Origin of the sequence: Planomonospora sp. ID91781 (assembly GCF_015711595.1) — a bacterium.
Lineage (GTDB): Bacteria > Actinomycetota > Actinomycetes > Streptosporangiales > Streptosporangiaceae > Planomonospora > Planomonospora parontospora.
Window position 1 is genome coordinate 3,768,743 of record NZ_JABTEY010000001.1, and the last position, 17,265, is coordinate 3,786,007.

Here is a 17,265-nt window from a genome sequence, read left to right on the forward strand (position 1 = left end):
AGACAGCTGGGCAATTCCGGGTGAAGGGAGGTTTAACCTATGAGGTCGTGGAGGACGGGGCGAGCCAGGTGTTGCACTGGAAGGTCTTGTTCTTCTCGTAACCCTGGCGGAACCAGCGGTTGTTGTTCGCCGGGGAGCCGTGGTCGCGGGGCCAGCCCGGGTGGTCGCCCACCCGCGAGTAGAAGTAGTAGAGCGTGTTGCGCCGGGCCGGGGTGACCGGGTAGCTGGCCGCCGCCGCGCGCATGAACATCCCGCCGAAGCAGGTGGCCTGGAGCTCGAACCGGCGGCTCAGCGCGAGCTTGCCGCTCCGGCTGCCCGACTCGAGCGTCTGCTGCCACCACGTGTTGGACAGACCCGACAGCTGCTGGACGTGGTGACCGTACTCGTGGGCCATCATGCTGATGATCGCGCCGTGCCAGTCGGTGATCTGGCCGTAGCCCAGCGCGTTGCCCGACCCCCTGGCCATCGCCGTGGTGGAGGCGTAGATCGTGGTGTTGCGCGGGCAGTAGTACGGCACGATGCTCCCGGCCTGCGGGAAGTCGCCACAGGCGCCGCGGCCCCGCCGCGACGTGATCGCGTACCCCGGGCGGTGCCAGGTGATGCCCCTGTCCTGCAGGGTCTTCGACCAGACCTTGTCCATGCACCGGGAGGTCTTGAGGATCAGTGACTTGAGCTGGCTGTGGCTGTAGATGCTGCCGGACCCCGCCGGGCAGTTCACCCGGGGCAGGCCCCGGTTCGAGTAGAGCGAGTTGTTCTTCAGGCTCGTGTTGAGGGTCCGGCGGGGCTGCGAGGTCTCGGAGGTCTCCGACGGCTCCGCGGACGGCTGGGACGTGCGGGGCTCCGGTTCGTCGCTCCTGCCGTCGCCGGGCCGCTCGGTGGGCCGCTCCGTGGACCGCTCGGGCGGGGTGAAGGTGGGGATCGCGACCGGCGAGACCGAGACCGAGTCGCGGCTGCTCTTGATCAGCGCTCCGACCAGCACGAGCCCGGTGAAGGTCAGCGCGAGCAGACCGAAGACGACGCCGACCACCATCCCGGCCCCGCCCCCGCTGCGCCGCGGCGGCTGCCAGGCGGGCGGCGGGTGGGCGGGCTGCCGGTGGTGCGGGCCGGGCGGCGGGGGCGGCTGGCCGTACGGCATGCGCCCCTGGCCCGGCGGCGGTCCCTGCGGGTGCCCGTGGCCGGGCGGAGGTCCCTGCGGGTGTCCCGCGGGCGGGTAGGGCGCGTTCGGCGGAGGCGGGTAGCCCTGTCCGGCGGCCGGGCCCTGCGGAGGAGCCGGGTACGGCCGACCCTGCGGCGGGTGGCCGGGCGGGGGCGGGGCGGGATGCGGATGCCCCTGAGGCGGCGGTGGCGGCGGAGGGTACTGCCCGCTGGCTGTCACTCTGTCTCCCCGTGTCTCCCCGTGCACCAGGAGTCCGATCGAGCCGGTCGGCCTGATGCCCTGTCGAATTTGGGGCGTAAGCATACTGATTTATCATTCGTCACGGATGTGACCGTATTCGGCTACCGTCCGAAATCATCTGAGGTGATCTCCGCGATGTGCAGGACCGGGCCGGTCGCCGTGTCCTAGCTTCGGAGCCATGAATCTGCAGCAGCTCCGCTACGTGGTCGCGACGGCGGAGCACCGCACCATGACCGATGCGGCCAGGTCGCTGTACATCGCACAACCTGCGCTTTCCCGTGCGATCAGGGATCTGGAACGCGAGCTCGGGATGACGTTGTTCGCCCGCTCCGGGCGCGGCGTGATCGTCACGGCGCAGGGGCGCCGGGTGGTCAAGCTGGCCCGGGAGGCGCTCGACGCCGTCCACGAGATCGAGGCGCTCTCCGCCCAGGGCCGGTCGCCCGAGGCGGAACTGCGCATCGCCTCCCCACCCGGCCTCGAGCCGGGGGTGGCGGGCCGCATCCTCCGCGCCTACAGCGCGGAGCACCCCAAGGTGCGCGTGCACATCGTCCGTTGCGACGGACGGGACGGCGTGGTCAGCGCCATCAGGGACCAGCGGGCCGACCTCGGCCTCACGGACCTGCCCGTCCCCGCCGACCTGATCAGCCACCCGCTGGAGCGGCAGGAGATCGTGCTGATCTCCCCGCCCGGCCTCGACCTGCCCGACCCGGTGCCGGTGCGCATGCTCGACGGCATGCCGCTGGTCCTCCCGGCTCCGGGCGGCATCCGGCGCAGGGAGTTCGACTCCCTGTTCGCCAAGTACGGCGTCGCCCCCGTGGCGGCCCTGGAGACCGACGGGCGCGACGACCGGCTGGAGCCGGTCCGGGCGGGCGCGGCCTCCCTGCTCTGGTACCGCGGGACGGCCGAGCAGGCCGTCCGGGCCGGACTCGTGGTCCGGTCGCTCGATCCCTCGCTCCGCCGGGTGATCGCGCTCGTCCACGCGAGGCGGCGTCTGCCCGCCATCGCGCAGGAGTTCCTGACCGTGGCCGAGGGTGGGTCGGCCGCCTAGGAACGCCTGGCACGTCGGTTGTCAGCAGAACCCACAGAGGCGGCGCAGGTGGGAGCGCCGGCCTCTCCGGCACCGGGCGGTAGGCTCGGTCCCGATGACTATCTTGCGTCTGCGCGGCCGTGAGTTCCGGCCCGGCGAGTTCGCGATCATGGCGGTGGTCAACCGCACCCCCGACTCGTTCTTCGACAAAGGCAGGACCTACGGGTTCGACGCCGCCCTGGAGGCGGTGGACCGGGCGGTCGCCGGCGGCGCCGACATCGTCGACATCGGCGGGGTCAAGGCGGGCCCCGGCGACGAGGTGGACCCGGCCGAGGAGATCCGCCGGGTGGCCGACCTGGTCGCGGCGGTCCGCGGACGCCATCCCGATCTGATCGTCAGCGTCGACACCTGGCGCGCGGAGGTCGGCGAGGTGGTGGCGCAGGCCGGCGCCGACCTGCTCAACGACACCTGGGGCGGCGTGGACCCCGCTCTCGCCGAGGTCGCCGCCGCGCACGGCATCGGCCTGGTCTGCGCGCACGCCGGGCGCGTCGCCCCGCGCACCCGCCCGCACCGCATCGCCTACGCCGACGTGGTGGCCGACGTGATCGGCTACACCGTGGACCTGGCCGAGCGGGCGGTCGCGGCCGGGGTCGCCCGCGAGTCGATCCTCATCGACCCGGCCCACGACTTCGGCAAGAACACCTACCACTCCCTGGAGGTGGGCCGCCGCCTGGACGAGATGGTCGCCACCGGCTGGCCGGTGCTCGTCGCGGTCTCCAACAAGGACTTCGTCGGCGAGACCCTGGGCGGGCTCCCGGTCGACGAGCGGCACGCCGGGACCATGGCCACCCTGGCGGTCTCCGCCTGGCAGGGCGCCCGGGTCTTCCGCGTCCACGACGCCTCCTCCGCCCGCGCCGCCCTCGCCGCCGTCACCGCGCTGCGACAGGGCTCCCGCCCCGCCTGAGAGCAACGGTCCGCCGGCGGGAGCCGGTCTGGCGCGGTGGACCCGTACGGACACGTCGCCGGAGGACGCGCGTGCCGGTCCGGGGTCCGTGCGTGCCGGTAACGGACCGGTAACCGGTCGCCGGAGGGCGCCGGCACGGAGCGGTGGGCGTCCGGTGGACACGCCCGTGCAGGGTGGAGCCCTCGGGACCGGCCGCCTCGCCGGCCCGGTCCCGGCGAGCGCCGAGCGGCTGCCCGGCCTCCCGCGATCCCTCGAATGATTCGGAGCATGCACATGAACAGTGAGCGTCCAGCTGTCACCGTCCTCGGTCTGGGCATGATGGGCGCCGCCCTGGCCGGCGCGTTCCTCGCCGGCGGTCACCCGACGACGGTCTGGAACCGCTCCGCGGGCAGGGGCGACGACCTCGTCGCACAGGGTGCGGTGCGCGCGGCCGCGGTCGGCGACGCGGTCGCGGCCGGGCAGGTGGTCGTCGTCTGCGTCCGCGACTACGACGCGGTACGGGAGATCCTGGAGCCGGTGAGCGCGGCGCTGGCCGGCCGGGTGGTGGTCAACCTGACCTCCGGGACGTCGCAGGAGGCGCGCGGCCTGGCCGGCTGGGCCGCCGGGCACGGGATCGGCTACCTCGACGGAGCGATCATGATGACCCCGCAGGGCATCGGCACGCCCGAGGCCGTCATCCTCTACGGCGGGGAGCAGGAGCTCTTCGACGAGAGCAGGGCGGTGCTGGAACGGCTGGGCGGGGGCACCACATACCTGGGTCCCGACACCGGCATCCCGGCGCTGTACGACGTGGCCCTGCTGGACATCATGTGGTCGACGCTCAACGGGTTCCTGCACGCCGCGGCGCTGGTCGGCACCGAGAAGATCCCGGCGACCGCGTTCGTGCCGTTCGCCACCGGCTGGCTGGGCGGGGTGGCCTCGTTCCTGCCCCCCATGGCCGAGCAGATCGACGCGGGCGAGTACGCGGCGCACGACGCGACACTGGAGACCCACCTGTCGCCGCTCGGCCACCTGATCCACGAGAGCCGGATCCGGGGCGTCGACGCCGACGCGCCCGGCCGGACCAGGGCCATGGTCGAACGGGCGATCGCCGACGGTCACGCCGCCGACGGCTACGCCCGGCTGATCGAGCAGATGCGCGAACGGTAGGACCCGTCGCCGCCGGGACGGCCATGGGGAGGCCGGCCGGGCCGGACGGTCCCTCCCTCCGGGTTCAACGGCTCAGCGGTTCCGGCGGCCGCACGGCCGCCCGCAGCAGTCCGCGCAGGTGGTCGCGCCGGTCGCCGGGCGGGCCGTGCGGCTCCACCGCGCCGGTGAGCCACAGGAAGTCGAGCAGCTGGTCCACCGCCGTGTCGGAGAGCCGGTCCAGCGTGAGCACGGCGGAGTCGGACCCGCCGCCGCCCCAGCAGGGCCTGCGGTCCAGCAGGTCCGCGCGGGCGGCGGCGACGACCAGCACGGGAACCGGATCGGAACCCGCGGCCAGTCCGTCCACGAACTCCAGCAGGGCGTCCGGCCCCTGGTGCAGATCATCGATGACCAGGACCAGCGGAAGGTCCAGCGGGTGCCCGGCGAGGAACTCCTTCCACACCGCCGCCATGCGGGCGGCGTCCTGGGCGCCGTCCACCGCCAGCATCCCCTCCAGGCGGGTGAGCTCAGAGGCCGGCAGCCGGGGGGCGCCGCCCAGGCTCTGGATCGTGACGCCGGTGGCCGGGCACCGGCTCACCAGATAGCGGGCGCTCTGCGTCCGGCTGACGAGCCGGCGCTCGACCTCGATCAGGAAGCGGGTCTTGCCGAGGCCGGGCCCGCCCAGCACCGTCACCAGGTGCGGCCTGCGCCGGTGCCGGGCCCGCTCCAGCATCCCCTGGACGACGGCCAGCTCGTACTCGCGGTCCACGATGGGCAGCGAGTGCGCGGTCAGGCACTCCTCCACGGAGGCCGTGCCGTCCCGGGAGGCGCCCGCCGCCCCGGCCGCCTCGACCGGAGCGGGGAGCCCGGCGGCCGCGGCCGGGCGGAGGGCGGGATCGTGGTTGAGGATCGCCCGCTGCAGCGCCCGCAGCTCGTGGCCGGGATCGACGCCCAGATCCTCGACCAGCGCGGTGCGTGTCCGCTCGTACGTCTCCAGGGCGTCCGCCTGGCGCCCGCACCGGTAGAGGGCGAGCATGAGGTGGCCGCAGGACCTCTCGCGCAGCGGCTCGCTCCGCACCGCGGCCTCGAGTTCGCGCACCACCTCGTGATGCCGGCCGCAGGCCAGCGCCGCCTCGAAGTAGTCCTCCGTCGCGTCGAGCCGGGCGTTCTCCACCGCCGCCAGCTCCGGCCAGGAGACGCCGGTCTCGGCCAGGTCGGCGAGCGCGGGGCCGCGCCAAAGGTCGAGCGCCTCCCGGAGGGCCGCGGCGGCCTGGGCGTACTCGCCCCGGGCGAGCCGGGCACGGCCCTGGGCGACCAGTCGCTCGAACACGTGGAGATCGACCTGCTCGGGATCGACCGTGAGCATGTATCCGGGAGGACGGGTGACCAGCACCGCCCCGCCCGCCGCCCGCCCGTCGCCGGCCAGGGTCCCGCGCAGGCCCGAGACGGCGTTCTGCAGGATCTTGCGCGCCGAGGGGGGAGCCTGTCCCGCAGGCCAGAGCGCGTCCAGCAGTCTGCTCGTCGCCACCGTCCGGTTGGCGTGCAGCAGGAGCAGGGCGAGCGCCGACTTCTGCCTGGCCCCGCCGAGCGCGGCCGCCCGCTCTCCGTTCCGGACCTCCAGCGGGCCCAGCATGCGGAAACGCATCACACCTGTCCGCGATCAGGGGCCGTCATGCCTTGATCGTACCTGTCGGTCCGGATCCGGGGGTTCCGCGATGCGTCCGGATCGTGCGGGTGCCGGCCCGGCGGACGCCCCGGGACCGCCGGGGCCGCGTGGGACCCCGTCCACGCCGTCACCGGCGCACCGGTCCGGCGGGCCGACTTCTCCGGCGGCCTCGGGGAACGTACTCCGTACGGGCGCACCCCGTACGGGACGGTTCCGGGGTTCGCTACGGTGGGCGTGTCCACGGGCCCGCCTCCGCCCCGACGGGAGCCGCCGGCCGCGCACCCGTGCCCGCCGGTCCGGGCAGGGCGTGCCCGCGACCCGTGGCGCCATCCCCGCGGTGAACCCCAGGAGAGGACGATCGTTGCCTGACACGAGGAACGACCCGGTCGTGGTGATCGGGCTCGGCCGATTCGGCAGTTCGCTGGCGGCGGAGCTGGTGCGGCGGGGCACCGAGGTGCTGGCGATCGACAGCCGGCCGAAGGTGGTGCAGAGCATGTCGGGCAGGCTCACCCACGTCGTCGCCGCCGACTCCACCGACCTGGAGGCGCTGCGCCAGCTCGGCGTGCCCGACTTCTACCGGGCCGTGGTGGCCATCGGCACCGACCTGGAGTCCAGCATCCTGACCACCTCCCTGCTGGTGGAGCTGGAGATCGAGGACATCTGGGCCAAGGCGATCAGCCGTGACCACGGGCGCATCCTGGAGCGGGTCGGCGCCCACCACGTGATCCTCCCCGAGCACGACATGGGGGAGCGGGTGGCGCACCTGCTCAACGGGCGGATGCTCGACTACATGGAGGTCGACGCCAACTACGCCCTGGTCAAGACCCGCCCGCCGAGGGACTACACCGGCGTGCCGCTCGGGGAGACCAACCTGCGCCGCAAGTACGGCGTGACGGTGGTCTGCGTCAAGGGCGAGCACGAGGAGTTCACCTACGCCGGCTCCGACACCGTCCTCGGCTACGGCGACGTGATCATCATCGCCGGGAAGATCGAGGACGTGGAGCGGTTCGCCGAGCTTCCCTGAGGCGGCCGGGGGCGGCTCCGCCGGGCGGAAGCGGGGCCCGGTGGGGAGCGGGCGCGGAGCCGGGAGCCCGGGCGGGGAGATCGGGCCGGGAGCGGGCGCGGGAGAGGCGGCCGGAACGGAAGCGGGCCGCCCGCCTGGGGGGATAGGCGGGCGGCCCGACCACGAGGCGGGGGGACGCCTCGGCGATGGTGGCTCCGACCCCTCTCGCGGGCTCTCCCGGGGGGAGGGGGTGCACCCATAGTGGACCGCCCGGCCGTTTACCGCAAGATCCTGACTCGGGTGAATCGATTTGTTATGGACGCCTTCCCGGCCGGCCGTGGCCCGCCGGGAGGAAGCGGACCGGCACCGCCTCCCGCCGGTCGGCCGGGAGCGCGTCGAGCACCGCGCCGGGAGGGGGTCAGGGCGGGTCGCCGGGCAGGCCGAGGGTCTGGTCGACCGTGCGGTGCAGGTGCGCGCGGAAACGGCGCACGGCGGGGGCGCCGGGGCCGCGGCGGTCGCCCGCCTGGTCAGGAGAGCGGGAGGCGCACCACCGCGCGCAGGCCCGGGGCGGCGTCCTCCAGGTGCACCGCGCCGCCGTGCGCGTCGACCGTCTCGCGGACGATCGCCAGACCCAGGCCCGCCCCGCCCTCGTCGCGGCTGCGTGCGCTGTCCAGCCGGGTGAACCGGTCGAAGACCCGCTCCCGGTCGGCCTCGGGGATGCCGGGCCCGTCATCGGCCACCGTCAGCACCGCGTCCGCGCCCTCGGTGCGCAGCTCGACCACCACCGGCGAGACGGTGTGCCGCAGCGCGTTGTCGACCAGGTTGACCACCACCCGCCCCAGGTCCAGCGCGTCCCCGGCCACCACGACGGCCGCGCCGTCCGCCCCGCCGCCCCGCACGCCGGCCGGGGCCACCGGGAACGCCGGGGCACCGGCCCGTCCCGCCTCCCCGGGAGCACCGGGGTCGCCGGGCTTGCCGGGGTCGCGGGGGCCACCGGGGCCGCCGGGCCTGCCGGGAGCACCGACGATCCTCACCGTGACCGCCGCGCCGTACCGCTCGACGGTCTGCGGGACCAGCTCGTCCAGCCTGACCGGCTCGCGGCGTGCGAGCGCGCCGCCCCGCTCGTCCAGGCGCGCCAGCGCGAGCAGGTCCTCCGCCAGCCGGGTCAGGCGCGTGGTGTCCTCCAGCACGCCCTCGGCGGTCTCCCTCCAGTCGTCCGCGCCGCCCGGGTGGCCGAGCGCCACCTCCAGCTGGAGCCGGATGCTGGCCAGCGGGCTGCGCAGCTCGTGCGCGGCGTCGGAGACCAGGGAGCGCTGCCGGGCGTCGGCCCGTTCCAGCCGGTCCAGCATGGCGTTGAGCGTGGTGGCCAGGCTGTAGACCTCGTCGCGCGACTCGGGCACCGGCAGGCGGCGGGACCGGGCGGTGCCGGTGATCTCCTCGGCGCCGCGGCGCAGCGCGGTGATGGGCCGCAGGGTCCGGCCGACGATCACCCAGCTGACCGCGGCCAGCAGCACCAGCAGCAGGGGAGTGCCGACGAGCAGCACCCGCCCGGCGGTGGAGATGCTGGTCTCCACCTCGCTGAAGACCCGCGCCGCGATCACCGTCTGCCCCCGGTCCGCGCTGAGCACCCGCACCCGCAGCAGGTGCGGGATCCCGTACGGCTCGCCGCCCAGGAAACGCGCGCGGCCCTGCGCCAGCGAGGCGGCCCGCTCCCGGGCGTCCAGCAGCGGCACGAGCCGGTCGGTGCCGGTGGTGGCGTGGGTGATCCGCCCGGCGGCGTCGAGCACCTGGATCAGGGTGCCGTCGGGCGAGGTCAGCTCGCCGGGCAGCCGCCCGGCGTCGGCGAGCGAGACCATCTCCCGGGCCCGCTGGTAGAGCGACTCGTCGATCCGGTCCAGCAGCGCCCGGGCCAGTACCCCCATCATCACGTAGGCGGAGACGGCCAGCGCCACCGCCAGCACCGCCGAGGCGACCGCGGTCAGCCGGAAGCGCAGGCTCCTGCGCCGCCACCACCCGGCCGTACGGCGGGCGCCCGAGCCCCGCCTCCGCCCGTCGCCGCGGGCGGCCCCGCGAGGAGACCCGGTGGATCCGGGACCCCCCGGAGAAGCGGGAACGCCGGGAGCACCGGGAACACCGAGGGCTCCGGAGGGCTCAGCCGCCATCGCCGGCCAGCCGGTATCCGGCTCCCCGCACGGTCTGCAGCGCGTTACGGGAGAACGGCACGTCGATCTTGCGGCGCAGGTAGCCCACGTAGACCTCGACGACGTTCGGATCGGTGTCGAAGGTGTCCCAGACGTGCTCCAGGATCTCGGTCTTCGACACCACCTCGTCGTGCCGCCGGAGCAGGTACTCCAGCAGGGCGAACTCCCGGGGCGTCAGCTCCACCGGCGTCCGCCCCCGGCTGACCTTCCGCCGGGCCGGGTCCAGCGACAGGTCCCCGGCCCGCAGCACGGCGGGCCGCCGTCCGGCGCCGCGCCGCAGCAGGGCCCGGAGCCTGGCCACCAGCACCACGTAGGAGAACGGTTTGGTGAGGTAGTCGTCGGCGCCCAGATCCAGGCCGTCGGCCATGTCGTACTCGCCGTCCTTGGCCGACAGCATCAGGATCGGCACCCAGTTCTCCTCGGCCCGGAGCTGCTTGCAGACGTTGTAGCCCGAGAGCCTGGGCAGCATGATGTCCAGCACGACCACGTCGTAGTCGCCCTGCCTGGCCAGGTGCAGGCCGTCCTCGCCGTCGTGCGCGAGGTCGACCGCGAACCCCTCGGCCTGCAGCCCGCGCTGGAGCGCCGCGGCCATCCGCCGCTCGTCCTCCACGACGAGAACCCTCATCCCTGCCTCCTCTTCGTCCGCCCCATCTTCGGCCAGCACCGCTGAGAGGCGGCTGAGAAGCCTGTGGAGGCTCTCAGCTCGTCTCAGCTCCCGCACAGGACCGCCCGTGCAGGCTGCTGGTGAAGGCACAGACGGACATGAAAGACATACCGTAAGGGAGTGACATGTCAGAGCAGGAACACCGGCGGGCCCGAAGAGGCCGCGCCGTGAGGTGGGGCGTGCCGATCGCCGCGGTCGCGGTGGTCGCGGGAGCCGTCGGCGCGGGCCCGGTCATCGCGGCGGTCCAGGGGGACCCGGCGCTGCCCGAGCGCACCGCCGAGCAGTTGCTCGCCGACGCCGTCCGGGCGAGCGAGTCCGGGCTGAAGCCCATGTCCGGCACCCTCGTGCAGACCTCCTCCTTCGGCCTGCCGGGGCTGCCGCAGGTGACGGGGACGGGCGGCAGCTCGCCCACCGCGCTGCTCGCCGGCTCCCACGAGCTGAAGGTCTGGTACGGCGGCGCCGACAAGGTCCGCCTGGCGCTGCCCGGCCGGATGAGCGAGACCGACCTGATCGTCGGAGGCGGTCAGGCCTGGCTCTGGGAGAGCGACGCGAACAGGGCCACCCGCGTCAAGGCCGACCCCGCGGAGCTCGCCGAGCACGGTGCCGGACACGGGCCCGGGCGGGGGACGCACGGCCCCGGGCCCACCGGGGCGCTGCCCCAGGGGGCCACGCCGCAGCAGATCGCGCAGGAACTGCTCAAGCGGGCCGACGCCGACACCGCGGTCGGCGTGACCAGCAACGAGAAGGTCGCCGGCCGCGACGCCTACCAGCTCACCCTCGCGCCCAAGGACGCCTCGTCCCTGGTGAAGGAGATCAGGCTGGCGCTCGACGGGGAGACCCTGACCCCGCTGCGGGTCCAGGTCTACGCCGATGGCTCGGCCGAACCGGCCTTCGAGGTGGGCTTCACCACGGTGACCTTCACCCCGCCCGCTCCGGAGAACTTCGCCTTCACCCCGCCGCCGGGAGCCGAGGTCGAGGAGAAGTCGCTCTCCGACCTCGCCCCCGGGCTCACGGAGCGGCAGGACAAGAGTGAGGAGATGAAGGGCGAGGCCGAGATCGTCGGCAAGGGCTGGACGGCGGTCGCCGTGCTCCCCTTCTCCCTGCGGGACCTCCAGGAGGGCAGGCCGGAGCAGGCCCCCGGCGGCGAGGCGGCCGAGGCCGCCAGGGACGCGGACGCCGTGGCCGAGGCCCTGCTGAAATCCGCCACCCCGGTCAGCGGGCCGTGGGGCAACGGCAAGGTCATCCGGACCAAGCTGGTCTCCGCGCTGCTCACCGACGACGGCCGCCTGCTCGTCGGGGCGGTCACCCCCGAGAAGCTGGTCGAGGTGGCCGGCCGGAAGTGAGCGTGACCCCGGGGGCGCCCGTCGCGGCGTCCCCGCCTCCCGTTCAGGACCGGACGACCGAAGGAGCACCCGTGGTGACCATCCGCACCGACCAGACCCCCCGCACGGCCGGCGCCGGCCCGGGGGAGGAGACCGCCCGCACCGGCCGGACCGCCCGCGAGGAGGGGGCCGCCCCGGCCGGCGGAGGCGCCGCGCCGTCCCCGCCGACCGGGACCTCGGCGGACCACGCGATCGTGATCCGGGGACTGACCAAGCGCTTCCGCGGCGGGCAGGTGGCCGTGGACCGCCTCGACCTGGCCGTGCCGCGCGGCTCGGTCTTCGGCTTCCTCGGCCCGAACGGCTCGGGCAAGACCACGACGATCCGCATGCTGCTCGGGCTCGTGGCCCCGACCGCGGGCACCTGGGAGCTGCTCGGCACGCCGATGCCCGGCGGGATCGGCGCCGTGCTGCCCCGGGTGGGGGCGCTGGTCGAGGGACCGGCGTTCTACCCCTACCTGTCGGGCGAGGCGAACCTGCGCCGCTACGACGCCGCCGACCCGGCCGCCGACCCGCGCACCGCCGCGAGCCGGATCGGCCTGGCCCTGGAGCGGGTCGGGCTGACCGCGGCGGCCCGCAAGCGCTACCGCGCCTACTCGCTGGGCATGCGCCAGCGGCTCGCCATCGCCGCCGCGTTGCTCGGCCCGAGGGAACTGCTGATCCTCGACGAGCCGACCAACGGGCTGGACCCGCAGGGCACCCGCGAGGTGCGCTCGCTCGTCGCGGAGGTCGCCTCCGGCGGGACGACCGTCTTCGTCTCCTCCCACCTGCTGGCCGAGATCGAGCAGATGTGCACCCACGTCGGCGTCATGCGCGCCGGCCGGCTGGTGGCCGAGGGCCCGGTCGCCGAGCTCCGGGCGGGGGAGGAGGCCAGGGTCCGGGTGGAGACGCCGGACCCCGCCGCGGCCGCCGCCGTACTGGCCGGGCTCGGGCTGACGGAGGTCCGGACCGGTGCGGCGGAGGCCGGCGCGGCGCTCGGCGCGCTCCCGCCCGAGCGCGTCACCGCCGCCCTGGTGGCGGGCGGCGTCGCGGTACGCGGGCTGGCCGTGCACCGGCCGAGCCTGGAGGACGTGTTCGTGGGACTGACCGGGGAGGGTTTCGATGTCGACGGCTGACGCGGCGGTTGATCCGGCGGTGGGGACGGCGGCCGGGGCGGTGCCGGAGACGACGGAGGCCGGGCCGGCCGCCGAGACGGGAACCGGGCCGGGAACCGGGGCGGGAGCCGGGCCGGCCGCCGGGACGCGGGCCGGGGCTCCGGCCGGGGTCACCGAGGGGCCGGCGAGACGGCCGGGCGCGGTGCGGGCCTGGTCGCGGCTGCTCGTCTCGGAGACCGGACTGATCTTCCGGCGGCCGCGCAACGTCGCCATGCTCGCCGTCCTGGCGCTCGTGCCGGTCCTGCTGGGCGTGGCGCTGCGCCTGTTCGGCGGCCCGGACGAGGGCGAGGCCGGCGGTGGAGGAGCGATCTTCGCACAGATCGCCGGGAACGGGCTCTTCCTCACCTTCGCCGCGCTCGCGCTGCTGGTGCAGCTGATGCTGCCCGTGGCCGTCGCGGTGGTCGCCGGGGACGGCATCGCCGGGGAGGCGGGCGGCGGCACGCTGCGCTACCTGCTCACCGCCCCGGCGGGCCGGACCAGGCTGCTGACCGTCAAGTACGCGGGCGCGGTCCTCTTCAGCCTGGCGGCGGTCGCCCTGGTGGCGCTGTCCGCGCTGCTCACCGGGCTGGCGCTGTTCCCCGCGGGACCGATCACGCTACTGTCGGGCACGACGATCCCCTTCGCCGAGGGGCTGCTCAGGATCGGCGTCGTCGTCCTCTACGCCACGGCGGGGATGGCCGCCCTGGCCGCCGTCTCGCTGGCCCTGTCGACGCTGACGGAGGTGGCCGTCGGGGCCATCGCCGCCACCGTGGTGCTGGTCATCGCCGCCCAGGTCGTCGGCGCCATCCCGCAGCTGTCGGGGCTCCAGCCGTACCTGCTGACGCACTGGTGGAGCGGGTTCGACGGGGTCCTGCGCGACCCGGTGGCGACCGCGGAGATGGGGCAGGGCCTGCTGGTCTTCGCCGCCTACACCGTGATCTTCGGTTCGGTCGCCTGGGCCCGCTTCACCGGCAGGGACGTCACCGCCTGAGGCCTCGGCGGGGAAGGCGCAGCTTGAGGACCCCGACGAGGTCGGCGCAGCCTGAGGCCCCCGGCGGGGACGGCGCGGTCCCGCGGAGCGCCGTGCCCTCCGCGGGACCGCCGTCTCAGGGGCGCTTCGCCTCCGGACCGGCCGCGGGGGCCGTACGGCTCCCGCGGCGCAGGCCGACCAGCCCTGCCGCGAGCCCGGCCAGTCCGGCGGCCAGGCCGGCGCCGCCGAGCAGGCGGGCGGTGCCGTCGGAGGAGCCGGCCGGCGCGCCGGCGGCGACGGCGGCCGGGGCGACCGACGGCGTCGCGTGCGCCCCCGGGGAGGCCGGGTGGCCGCCGTGCCCGTCGCTCCCGGCGGCGGCCGGGGTGAGCATCAGGACCGGGGCCGGGTGCTCGGGCTCGGAGCCGTCGGCCTTCGGCTCGTCGTCCCAGGCCACGACCTCGCCGCTGCTGTAGGTCTGGGTCGCGGGGAAGACCAGCCGGTCGGTGTCGGCGGGCAGCCTGCCCATCGACACCTCGAACTCCTGGAACTGGCCGGGTCCGATTTTCCCGCCCGACCAGGTGACCTTCGTGACGGCCTCGGTCAGCTCGCCGTACTCGGTGGTGACCGGCTTGGGCAGCTCGCCCTCGGTCACCTCGACCTTCCAGCCCGGCACCGGCTTGACCGAGACGAAGGCCAGCGGGTGGTCGGTGGGGAAGGTCACCTCGACCTTGCTGGTCGAGGCGTCGTCGCGCTCGTTCGGCACCCGGAAGGCGACCTTGGTGAAGCCGCCCTGCTCGGCGCTGCCGGGGCTGATCGTGACGTGTGCCAGGGCCGGTACGGCCAGACCGAGCGTGAGGGCGGCGGCACCGGCGGTGACGGCCAGGGCGCGGCGCGCGGCGGAAAACGACATGGGAGATCTCCACTTCGACGAGAACGGGTGAAACGGGGGGTGGGTCAGGCGGCGGGAAGTGGAGGACCGCGTCGGCTGACGGTGTGGCGGAGAAGGCCCCGGACGGGGACGGGCGGCAGCGCCGGGAGCGGGGCGGACGGCGGGACGGGGAGGGGCACGGCTCCGGTGAGCAGCCGGAACGCCGATCCCAGGTGGTGGGCGGCCGCGCGCAGCAGCGCCCACAGGGCGGTCTCGCCGCGGGCCAGCCACCAGCCGGTGATCAGTGTGGCGGTCAGGTGGGCCAGGAGCATGCCCAGGCTCTGGCCCAGCCCCCGGCCGTGGAGGTGCCCGGCGAGGGAGGGCGCGGCGGGGCCGCCGCCCAGGGCGAACACCTCGTGCAGGACCGCCTGCGCTCCGGTCAGCACCGCGGTGACCGTGCCGGCGGACCGCTCGCGTCCGGCGAGCGACGCGGACAGGACCGCCACCGCCGACGCTCCCGCGGCCAGTGCCCACGGCTCCGGGCCCGAACCGCCCGCGGCGACGTGGCCGAGGGCGGCGAGCGTCACGCAGACGGCGGAGAAGGCGGCCGCGCGCGTGAGCCGGAGCGGGAGGAGGGCGAGCATGACGCGAGCCATGCTCTCACGGTGACGGCCCGGGATCGAGTCCGGTGGGGAGTCCGGTGCCGGGCCGGGACTGAGCGGTGGGGAGCTCTGCATCGGGTCCGGGGTCGAGCGCGGTGTCGGGTCCGGCATCGGGTCCGGGCATCGGGTCCGGTGTAGAGCTCCGCATCGGGTCCGGCATCGGGCTCGGTGAACCGAAAGCATGTGATCCCTGCAGCTTTGCCGCTTTTGTGGCTATGGTTGCCGCGACCAGAACATGTCGAGGCCGAGGTGGTGGGGGATGCGGCACGTCTTCGGACTGCTCATCGGACTGGTGGTGACGGCGGTCCTCCTGCTCGGCGCGGGATGGGCGGCGGCGGAGATGGGCCTCGCCCTGCAGCCCGCCCAGGGCGTCGCCCCGCCCGCCACCGGCACCGGGCAGAACTGGGCCGCGCCGGCGGCGATGGCCGGGACCGGCCTCCTGATCGGCCTGCTGATCGTCGGCCGGGTCTCCCCGGTGGCCTGCTTCGTCCCGTCGATGGTCCTGCTCGCCTGGACCGTGGTCTACGTCCTGGACACCGGCCGGGGCCTGGGATTCCTGCCCGTCAACCCGACCTTCCACGAGGTGCTGCTCCAGGCGGGCCGCGGCATGCGCATCCTGCTCACCACCGGTGTCTACGCCCTCCTCGGCGTCGCCCTGTTCATCCCCGTCCTGCTGCCCTCCCGCTGGGCCGGACAGGACGGGGACGAGGACGGCGACGAGTACGAGGAGTCGAACGATCGGGCCTACTACTGACGGACGGGGCCGCCGCACCGTCCGTTCCGCGCCGTTCCGGCCGGACGTCTCGGCTCGCGTATCGGCCCGTCCTCGCCATCGTCCTCGCCATCGTCCTCGCCATCGTCCTCGCCATCGTCCTCGCCATCGTTCTCGTCCTCGTCCTCGTCACCGGTCCGCCCGGCCGCTGACGTCCTGTCCGGGCCGCGCGTTCAGCCGGCGCGCCCGGCCGCCCACGCGCTGAGGCCCTCCTCCGTGAGGACGCCGTCGAGCGCGGTGACCGCGGCCCCGTGCAGCGCGCCGTCCCCGCCGAGCGCGGCGGCCACCACGGGCGGCGGATCCGGGCGGCGGAAGCGCATCAGCCCGTCGGCCAGGGCCGTGCCGAACTCCGGAGCGGCCGCGGCGCGCAGCGGCTCGGCGAAGCCGCCGAGCGTGACGATGTCGGGGTCGAAGGCGTTGATCAGCCCGGCGAGGCCGCGGCCGAACGCGCTCGCGGCGCGGCCCACCGCGGACCGGGCCGGCGCGTCCCGCGCCGCCCTGTCCACGGCCGCCTGCGCGTAGCTGCGCGGATCACGGGGCGGCGGCTCCCCGAGGTGGCGGGCGATGGCCCGCCCGTCGACGGTGAGATCCCAGCACCCCGTCGCGCCGCACGGGCAGCGCAGTGCGGGGTCGCCGAACGGCAGGTGGCCGAACTCCCCGCCTGCGCCGGCCGCGCCCGCGACAGGACGGCCGTCCACGACCAGGGTGCCGCCCACGCCGACCTCGATCGTGACGTGCAGCGCCGTGCCGGCCGTCGCGGCGGCGCCGTAGCGGGCCTCGGCGGCGCCGGCCAGCGTCGCGTCGTTGCCGACGAGCAGCGGCAGGCGCGGATCGGGCACCAGCCCGGTGAGATCCACCGCATCCCAGCCCAGCGCGGCGGACTGCACGACTCCGCCGTGCCGGACCGTCGCGGCGACGGCCACCGACACGGCCCGGACCCGGCCGCCGTGCCGTTCGCAGGCGCGCCGCACCGCTTCCGCGATCACGGCGACCACCCGGCCGGGCTCGCGGCTGGCGTGCGCGCCCGCTTCGGCGACGTGCGGCCTGCCGTCGAGCGCCGCGACCGCGATCCGCCAGTCCTCCTGCCGGATGTCGACCGCGATGACGACCGGGCCGTCCGGATGGGGGTGCAGCACCGTGGTCGGCCGCCCTCGGCCGGAGGCGGCGGCCGGGGTCTCGGCGAGCAGCCCCAGCTCCCGCAGCCGTGCGGTGATCTCGGTGGCCGAGCCGGTGGTCAGCCCGAGCCGCTGCGCCACGCCCGCCCGGGTGACGCCCGGTTCCCGGCGCATCTCCTCCAGTACGGCCAGCGCACCGCGCCAGCGGGCGTCCCGTGCGCGGACGGAGGCCGGGCGAGAGGACGGACGACCTGCGGGGCTTGTCATGGGCATCGCCCTCTCTTTATCCTCGACCGACGAGTTTATTAAGGGGGGACGCC

General features: G+C 75.1%; 15 protein-coding genes. 8 read left to right on the plus strand and 7 right to left on the minus strand.

Going from position 1 to position 17,265, the window contains the following annotated elements; translation table 11 throughout:
- Positions 1 to 37: 37 nt before the first annotated feature.
- On the minus strand, positions 38 to 1,135 hold the full coding sequence (locus HS048_RS17035) for a neutral zinc metallopeptidase (protein ID WP_196467444.1): 1,098 nt from the start codon (positions 1,133 to 1,135) through the stop codon (positions 38 to 40).
- A gap of 439 nt (positions 1,136 to 1,574) precedes the next feature.
- Between HS048_RS17035 and HS048_RS17040 the strand changes: the two genes are divergently transcribed.
- The 3 genes from HS048_RS17040 to HS048_RS17050 all read left to right on the plus strand — a co-directional run bounded on the left by HS048_RS17040 (position 1,575) and on the right by HS048_RS17050 (position 4,536).
- A complete protein-coding gene (locus HS048_RS17040) occupies positions 1,575 to 2,444 on the plus strand; it encodes a LysR family transcriptional regulator (protein ID WP_068893856.1) in 870 nt (289 codons plus the stop codon).
- A 94-nt stretch (positions 2,445 to 2,538) separates the two neighbouring features.
- Complete coding sequence (folP, locus tag HS048_RS17045; RefSeq protein ID WP_196467445.1) at positions 2,539 to 3,387, plus strand: dihydropteroate synthase; 849 nt, start codon at positions 2,539 to 2,541, stop codon at positions 3,385 to 3,387.
- Positions 3,388 to 3,654: 267 nt separating this feature from the next.
- A complete protein-coding gene (locus tag HS048_RS17050) occupies positions 3,655 to 4,536 on the plus strand; it encodes an NAD(P)-dependent oxidoreductase (protein WP_230880859.1) in 882 nt (293 codons plus the stop codon).
- 64 nt (positions 4,537 to 4,600) lie between these two features.
- Here HS048_RS17050 and HS048_RS17055 read toward each other — a convergent pair whose 3' ends face one another.
- Positions 4,601 to 6,157: a BTAD domain-containing putative transcriptional regulator gene (locus HS048_RS17055; protein WP_196467446.1), complete on the minus strand. Its 1,557-nt coding sequence runs from the start codon at positions 6,155 to 6,157 to the stop codon at positions 4,601 to 4,603.
- 382 nt (positions 6,158 to 6,539) lie between these two features.
- Between HS048_RS17055 and HS048_RS17060 the strand changes: the two genes are divergently transcribed.
- Entirely contained in the window at positions 6,540 to 7,202 is a 663-nt protein-coding gene (locus HS048_RS17060) for a TrkA family potassium uptake protein (protein WP_191896762.1), read from the plus strand.
- Between the two features lie 506 nt (positions 7,203 to 7,708).
- On the opposite strand, the gene HS048_RS17070 is transcribed toward HS048_RS17060, so the two are convergent.
- Both HS048_RS17070 and HS048_RS17075 read right to left on the minus strand, forming a co-directional pair.
- Entirely contained in the window at positions 7,709 to 9,343 is a 1,635-nt protein-coding gene (locus HS048_RS17070) for a cell wall metabolism sensor histidine kinase WalK (protein WP_230880860.1), read from the minus strand.
- Positions 9,333 to 10,007, minus strand: coding sequence for a response regulator transcription factor (locus tag HS048_RS17075; RefSeq protein WP_068893852.1), 675 nt, complete (start codon positions 10,005 to 10,007; stop codon positions 9,333 to 9,335). Before HS048_RS17075 ends, HS048_RS17070 begins: the two co-directional genes overlap by 11 nt.
- A 218-nt stretch (positions 10,008 to 10,225) precedes the next feature.
- On the opposite strand from HS048_RS17075, the gene HS048_RS17080 reads away from it, so the two are divergent.
- The 3 genes from HS048_RS17080 (at position 10,226) to HS048_RS17090 (ending at position 13,549) form a co-directional block, all read left to right on the plus strand.
- Positions 10,226 to 11,389: a DUF2092 domain-containing protein gene (locus HS048_RS17080; protein ID WP_307832515.1), complete on the plus strand. Its 1,164-nt coding sequence runs from the start codon at positions 10,226 to 10,228 to the stop codon at positions 11,387 to 11,389.
- A 71-nt stretch (positions 11,390 to 11,460) separates the two neighbouring features.
- Positions 11,461 to 12,540 carry an ABC transporter ATP-binding protein gene (locus HS048_RS17085; RefSeq protein ID WP_307832516.1) on the plus strand — a complete coding sequence of 360 codons (1,080 nt, stop codon included), beginning with the start codon at positions 11,461 to 11,463 and terminating at the stop codon, positions 12,538 to 12,540.
- A complete protein-coding gene (locus HS048_RS17090) occupies positions 12,527 to 13,549 on the plus strand; it encodes an ABC transporter permease (protein ID WP_196467448.1) in 1,023 nt (340 codons plus the stop codon). Before HS048_RS17085 ends, HS048_RS17090 begins: the two co-directional genes overlap by 14 nt.
- A gap of 115 nt (positions 13,550 to 13,664) precedes the next feature.
- Here HS048_RS17090 and HS048_RS17095 read toward each other — a convergent pair whose 3' ends face one another.
- Positions 13,665 to 14,438 carry a YcnI family protein gene (locus HS048_RS17095; protein ID WP_196467449.1) on the minus strand — a complete coding sequence of 258 codons (774 nt, stop codon included), beginning with the start codon at positions 14,436 to 14,438 and terminating at the stop codon, positions 13,665 to 13,667.
- A gap of 44 nt (positions 14,439 to 14,482) precedes the next feature.
- On the minus strand, positions 14,483 to 15,052 hold the full coding sequence (locus HS048_RS17100; protein ID WP_196467450.1) for an MFS transporter: 570 nt from the start codon (positions 15,050 to 15,052) through the stop codon (positions 14,483 to 14,485).
- A 265-nt stretch (positions 15,053 to 15,317) separates the two neighbouring features.
- Between HS048_RS17100 and HS048_RS17105 the strand changes: the two genes are divergently transcribed.
- Complete coding sequence (locus HS048_RS17105) at positions 15,318 to 15,812, plus strand: hypothetical protein (protein ID WP_196467451.1); 495 nt, start codon at positions 15,318 to 15,320, stop codon at positions 15,810 to 15,812.
- 191 nt (positions 15,813 to 16,003) lie between these two features.
- Here the strand turns inward: HS048_RS17105 and HS048_RS17110 are convergent, their stop codons facing one another.
- Positions 16,004 to 17,218: an ROK family transcriptional regulator gene (locus tag HS048_RS17110; protein ID WP_196467452.1), complete on the minus strand. Its 1,215-nt coding sequence runs from the start codon at positions 17,216 to 17,218 to the stop codon at positions 16,004 to 16,006.
- Positions 17,219 to 17,265: the final 47 nt, after the last annotated feature.

Bases quoted from the DNA above. Each gene is read 5' to 3' on its own strand.
- HS048_RS17035 (WP_196467444.1), bottom strand. From the start codon at position 1,135: ATGCCGTACGGCCAGCCGCCCCCGCCGCCCGGCCCGCACCACCGGCAG.
- HS048_RS17040 (WP_068893856.1), top strand. From the start codon at position 1,575: ATGAATCTGCAGCAGCTCCGCTACGTGGTCGCGACGGCGGAGCACCGC.
- folP (WP_196467445.1), top strand. From the start codon at position 2,539: ATGACTATCTTGCGTCTGCGCGGCCGTGAGTTCCGGCCCGGCGAGTTC.
- HS048_RS17050 (WP_230880859.1), top strand. From the start codon at position 3,655: ATGCACATGAACAGTGAGCGTCCAGCTGTCACCGTCCTCGGTCTGGGC.
- HS048_RS17055 (WP_196467446.1), bottom strand. From the start codon at position 6,157: ATGCGTTTCCGCATGCTGGGCCCGCTGGAGGTCCGGAACGGAGAGCGG.
- HS048_RS17070 (WP_230880860.1), bottom strand. From the start codon at position 9,343: ATGGCGGCTGAGCCCTCCGGAGCCCTCGGTGTTCCCGGTGCTCCCGGC.
- HS048_RS17075 (WP_068893852.1), bottom strand. From the start codon at position 10,007: ATGAGGGTTCTCGTCGTGGAGGACGAGCGGCGGATGGCCGCGGCGCTC.
- HS048_RS17090 (WP_196467448.1), top strand. From the start codon at position 12,527: ATGTCGACGGCTGACGCGGCGGTTGATCCGGCGGTGGGGACGGCGGCC.
- HS048_RS17095 (WP_196467449.1), bottom strand. From the start codon at position 14,438: ATGTCGTTTTCCGCCGCGCGCCGCGCCCTGGCCGTCACCGCCGGTGCC.
- HS048_RS17100 (WP_196467450.1), bottom strand. From the start codon at position 15,052: ATGGCTCGCGTCATGCTCGCCCTCCTCCCGCTCCGGCTCACGCGCGCG.
- HS048_RS17105 (WP_196467451.1), top strand. From the start codon at position 15,318: ATGCGGCACGTCTTCGGACTGCTCATCGGACTGGTGGTGACGGCGGTC.
- HS048_RS17110 (WP_196467452.1), bottom strand. From the start codon at position 17,218: ATGCCCATGACAAGCCCCGCAGGTCGTCCGTCCTCTCGCCCGGCCTCC.